This is a genomic window from uncultured Nevskia sp. (assembly GCF_903885465.1).
Classification (GTDB): Bacteria; Pseudomonadota; Gammaproteobacteria; order Nevskiales; family Nevskiaceae; genus Nevskia.
In genome coordinates this window covers 1-4,884 of sequence record NZ_CAISIQ010000277.1, presented here as the reverse complement: position 1 = coordinate 4,884, position 4,884 = coordinate 1, and the positions used below count along the sequence as shown (strand labels likewise).

The following is a 4,884-nucleotide window of genomic DNA, read 5'->3' as shown; positions in this document are numbered from 1 at the left end:
CTCGCCGCGGCGGCTGCCGACCCGACGCTGCTCGCGAACATGCTGAATTCGGAGCGCAACACCTTGCTGCTCCTCATGGGCATCTGCGTCGCGAACATCGTCCTGGCGGTCTGGCGGCCGAGGCTCACGATCAAGATCCGCTGATCGCGGCTGACGATCGGATAGTCGGATTCCTGCTTCAAAAATTCGAATCTGCCCAAAGGGACATTGGACACTTGTCCCAGACCCTAGAGCTTGGATAGCGCGTCGAGCACCGCGCGCACACGCGGTGGCAATAGCCGTTTCGAAGGATAGACAGCGCTGATCGGCGTCGGTGGCGGGCGCATCGTCGGCAGCAACTCGATCAGGTCACCGCGCGCCAGGGCATCCTCCGCCATGTAGTCGGGTACCTGGATCAGGCCCATGCCGCTGATCGCGGCCTGCACCATCGCCTCACCATCACCGATGCGCACGCCGCTCCGCACCGGAAGGCTGATCAGCTCTCCACGCCGGGAGAATTGCCAAGGCCGGTCGCGTCCGGTGCCGGGCATGCGGAACGCCACGGCAGAGTGCGACTCCAATTCGGCGAGGGTTCTCGGTCGCCCATGGCGATCGAGATAAGCCGGACTCGCGCAAAGCTTGAGGGTCTGCGTTGCGAACGGACGCGCCACCATTGTCGAGTCCTGAAGCTCGCCGATACGGATTGCGAGATCGACGCCCTCCTTGACGATGTCGATCTGCTCGTCCGACAGGCGCAGGTCGAACTCGAGCGCCGGATGCAGCTGCGCGAGCCGCGCCAGCACCGGCACCACGAAGCGTCGTCCGAACGATACCGGCATATCGATGCGCAGCGGGCCGCTGACCTGATTGCGCGTGCCGGCCGCCGCCACCTGCAGGTCTTCCACTTCGGCCAGCACCCGCTGGCAGCGTTCGTACAAGCGCTCGCCATCGGGGGTGAGGCTGACCTGACGGGTCGTGCGGTGAAACAGTTTGACGCCCAGCGATCGCTCCAGCCGCAACACCGATTTCGCGAGCGTCGAGGGTGCGCAACCCAGGCTCTGTGCAGCACGCGCGAAGCTTCGGTGCTTCGCCGTTTCTGCAAACGCCAGGAACTGCTGAAGACTGCTCATGCGAGTTCTATTGAGGACATTGTGTCTCCAATGTTATGGCTTTGCGTGTACTTCTGTCTCATCACTGCGTTTGCCACACTATGGTCGCCGGTTGCAGATTTGTCCCCACTCCACTATCCGGCAAGGTCCGTCCACAGCGCTGCCAATCAGGGATTCAGGAGTCGAGCCATGTCCGTCTTTCGCAATGATCAGAATCAGATCCACAGCCTGCACGGCAACCATGTCGCCGGAGTCGCCACGTCCACAAGCGGCGCGCAGCAGGTCGAGATGTGGCGCGGCCGCATGGACGCCAACTCGGCGACGCCGCCGCACAGTCACGACACGGAGGAAGTCGTCCTGTTCCTCACGGGTAGCGGCCGGGCGACCGTGGCCGATCGAGAACTGCGCTACCAAGCCGGTGACACGCTGGTCCTGCCGGCCGCTCAGGTGCACCAGATCTTCGCCGAGACTGAAAGCGAGTTCGTCTCCGCAATGCCTATCGGCGGCACGGTGAAGCTTCCCGATGGCGCGGTGATCGACCTTCCTTGGCGCCGATAGATCCTCTTTCCTGAAGGAGCACGTCAGCGACGTGGATGATTCGAGGATTGCTTTGAAGCGGCGCGACTGAAGATCCGAAGGGCGCCTTCGGGTCTTTGGTAGCCGCTCCCTACCCTCGATTACGACCGCTTGTCGCTTCAGCCGTCCCGCGAGTTTCGACCAATCTCCGCTCCCTGGTGATGCGGTAAAGTCGATACATGCTCTTGGGGGCCTCGCAGGTGGACGAGTTTTTTCAGCGCCTCAGGCAGCGCAAGGTTGTGCAATGGGCGCTCGCCTACCTCGCCGCATCATTCGGCCTCATCCAGGTTCTCGATCTCGTCGGACAGCGCTTCGGCTGGCCGGACGAGATCGTGCGGGTTTTCATCGTTGTGGCGGCTGTCGGCTTCTTCGTGACCTTGGTCTTGGCCTGGTATCACGGCGAGCGCGGTGCGCAGCGGATGACGACTACCGAGGTGCTGATCCTCGCTGCGCTGGTGGCGGTCGGCGCTGTGCTGGCGTGGCGTTTTGCGCTGCCAACCGCCACAAAAGTCGCGATGGCGAATTCCACACCGGCGCCTGACGACAAGTCCATCGCGGTGCTCGCCTTCACCGATCTGAGTCCGGGACACGATCAGGAGTATTTCTCGGACGGGCTGTCGGAAGAGCTCATCAACAGCCTCGGCCGCGCTGGCGCTTTTAAGGTCATGGGCCGCACCTCGTCGTTCCAGTTCAAGAACAGCAAGGACGACCCGCGAACCATCGGACAAAAGCTTGGTGTCGGCTACTTGGTCGATGGCAGCGTGCGCAAGGCCGCGGACCGCGTGCGCATCGGCGTAGCGCTGGTGCGCGCCGATGACGGATCCAACGTCTGGTCCGATACCTATGACCGTGATCTGAAGGATATCTTCGCGGTGCAAAGCGAAATCGCCAGTGCCGTGACCGGCCAGTTGCAACGCTTGCTGGGGATCGCAAAGACGCAGACCCTGGTCGCCAAGCCCGATGACGGACGGCCACCGAGCGGCAATGTCGAGGCCTATCAGGCGCTGCTGCAGGGCAACTTCCACTCCCGGCGTGCGGACGCCGCCGATGAGTTCAAGGCCATGGAGTTCTACGAACGCGCGATCGCCCTGGATCCGCGCTATGCGCTCGCCCACGCCCAGCTCGCCATCTCCGCGCTCTGGTATGCCGGGACCTATTCCAATGACTCGGCCGTCGAACGCGAAGCCATCATGGCCGAGGTGCGTCTGGCGGTGACCGAGGCTCTGGAACTCGATCCCGAGCTCGCCCGCGCCCATTTCGCCCGCGCCCAGCTCTTGAGGATCGATCTTCAATTCGCGGATGCCGAGAAAGAATTTGCGCGAGCCGCCGAGCTGGCGCCGAATGATGCGGGCGTGATACGCCAGCTCGGCCTGATGCAGTCCGAACGCGGCCACCTCGACGCGGCGCTGGCCACGATCGACCGCGCGGTCGCGCTGGATCCCCTGTCGCGCGATGCGCTGTTCTCGCGAGGCCTGCTGCTGGATCTGATCGGGCGCTTCGACGAAGCCGAAGCAGCGCTCCGCAAGGCCATCGAGGTCGAGCCACAGTCGGCAACGACTCATTCCCAGCTCGCCATCACCAAGGTCCACCAAGGTGATACCGCCGCCGCGATCGCGATCGCCCGGGAGGAAACGGATCCGTTCTGGCGTCGTTGGGCGCTGGCGATGGCGCTGTTCGCGCATGGTGACCGCAAGCAGGCGGATGCCGAGCTGGAGGCCTTGATCCGCGACAACGGCGCGGATTCTCCCTTCCAGATCGGCGAAGTCTATGCAGCGCGCAAGAATCCCGACGAAGCGTTCCGCTGGCTCGATCGCGCATTGGCGGTCAAGGACCCTGGCGTCAACCAGCTCTTCACCTCGAGCCTGCTCGCCGCCTATCGCGACGATCCCCGCTATGCAGCGATCGCACGCACGGCCGGCCTGGATCCGGCCAACGCGCCGGCGCAGCCGTAGCGCACGGCAGTGGCGCAGTGAGCCCCTGCAGGATCAGCTAGTCAGTTCATGAATCCAGAGCCGCCAGAGCCAGTCGAAATCCTCACGGCCGATCAGTACCGCCTGCAGGCGCACATCTGGTCTGCCCGCTCCGCTACGCAGCCGCCGCGTTCCGTCGTTGTCATCGCGCCTGCCACTTCGGTGTTGTCGCGGTACTACGCGCGTTTCGCTGCGTTCCTGTGCAGCCGTGGTCATGACGTCGTGACTTTCGACTACCGGGGCATCGGCGGCTCACGCCACGGGGCGCTCAGAGGTCTCGAGGCAGGCTGGCTCGACTGGGGGAGCGATCTGGAAGCGGTCCTGAGCTACGTCCGTTCAGCTTTTCCGGCTCACCCGATCGATGTTGTCGGCCATTCCGTCGGCGGCTTCCTGATCGGGATGGCACCGTCTGCCCTGCACGTTCGGCGCATCTTCACGGTAGGCGCGCAATACGCGTACTGGCGCGATTACACACCCAGCGAGCGTCGCGGGATGCTGTTGCGCTGGCATCTCCTGATGCCCGCGATTGTCGCGCTCGCCGGCTACTTGCCGGCCAAGCGACTGGGCTGGATGGAGGACACTCCCAAGGGCGTGGTGCGGGATTGGTCAGGCATGGGCAGCCGCTTCGAGAACAGTCTGCGACACGGGAGCGGACATCGCCTGAGTCGAGACGAAGCAGAACGGCTGGTGGAGCGCTTCGCTTCGGTCACCGCCCCCATTCTTGCAGTCGGCGCGAACGACGACCCATTCGGCACTCCGTCAGCGGTCGACCGGTTGCTCGCGTACTTCACGGGCGCAGATCGGCATCACCTGCGGCTTGATGCCGCATCGCTAGGCTTCGATGCAATCGGTCACTTCGCGTTTTTCAACGAGCGCTTTCGCGATGTGCTCTGGCCACTCGCATCGGACTGGTTGGAGGATCAGAAAGTGCCGACGCTGCCCTTGATAACGGCAGCTTCCGGCTAAATGGCGCCGGTCGGGGTGATCGGATCTGGCTCCGGATTGCCTGCGCTCGTATACGAAACGACCCAGGCAGTTCCGGCACAGACGCACAGCGCGAGTGCGGCGGCGATCCAGCCGACCGTCCCGTAGCCGGTAATAGAGCCGTTGGCAGCCGTCGACAGGATCATTCCACCGAGCCACGCACCGCAGCCGCTGCCCAATGATTGAAACGAACTGTTGACGCTCAGGAAGGCGCCGCGCGCCTGTGGCTTGGGCACCGTGGTCATCAGCGCCTGAAACGGCACCAT

The 4,884-nt window shown here is 63.9% G+C and carries 4 protein-coding genes and 1 pseudogene; 3 read left to right on the top strand and 2 right to left on the bottom strand.

Annotation, left to right across the window (positions count from 1 at the left end; all coding sequences use genetic code 11):
• Nucleotides 1-227: 227 nt before the first annotated feature.
• Nucleotides 228-1,109 carry a LysR family transcriptional regulator gene (locus tag QZY06_RS10390; RefSeq protein ID WP_295683767.1) on the bottom strand — a complete coding sequence of 294 codons (882 nt, stop codon included), beginning with the start codon at nucleotides 1,107-1,109 and terminating at the stop codon, nucleotides 228-230.
• Between the two features lie 168 nt (nucleotides 1,110-1,277).
• On the opposite strand from QZY06_RS10390, the gene QZY06_RS10385 reads away from it, so the two are divergent.
• The 3 genes from QZY06_RS10385 to QZY06_RS10375 all read left to right on the top strand — a co-directional run bounded on the left by QZY06_RS10385 (nucleotide 1,278) and on the right by QZY06_RS10375 (nucleotide 4,600).
• Nucleotides 1,278-1,646 (top strand): cupin domain-containing protein, encoded by a 369-nt coding sequence (locus QZY06_RS10385; RefSeq protein ID WP_295683764.1) that lies wholly within the window; start codon nucleotides 1,278-1,280, stop codon nucleotides 1,644-1,646.
• Between the two features lie 203 nt (nucleotides 1,647-1,849).
• On the top strand, nucleotides 1,850-3,616 hold the full coding sequence (locus tag QZY06_RS10380) for a tetratricopeptide repeat protein (RefSeq protein ID WP_295683761.1): 1,767 nt from the start codon (nucleotides 1,850-1,852) through the stop codon (nucleotides 3,614-3,616).
• A gap of 48 nt (nucleotides 3,617-3,664) precedes the next feature.
• Complete coding sequence (locus tag QZY06_RS10375) at nucleotides 3,665-4,600, top strand: alpha/beta fold hydrolase (RefSeq protein WP_295683760.1); 936 nt, start codon at nucleotides 3,665-3,667, stop codon at nucleotides 4,598-4,600.
• Here QZY06_RS10375 and QZY06_RS10370 read toward each other — a convergent pair.
• A pseudogene (locus tag QZY06_RS10370) lies at nucleotides 4,597-4,884 on the bottom strand (MFS transporter); the annotation flags it as partial. The gene QZY06_RS10375 and the pseudogene QZY06_RS10370 overlap by 4 nt on opposite strands.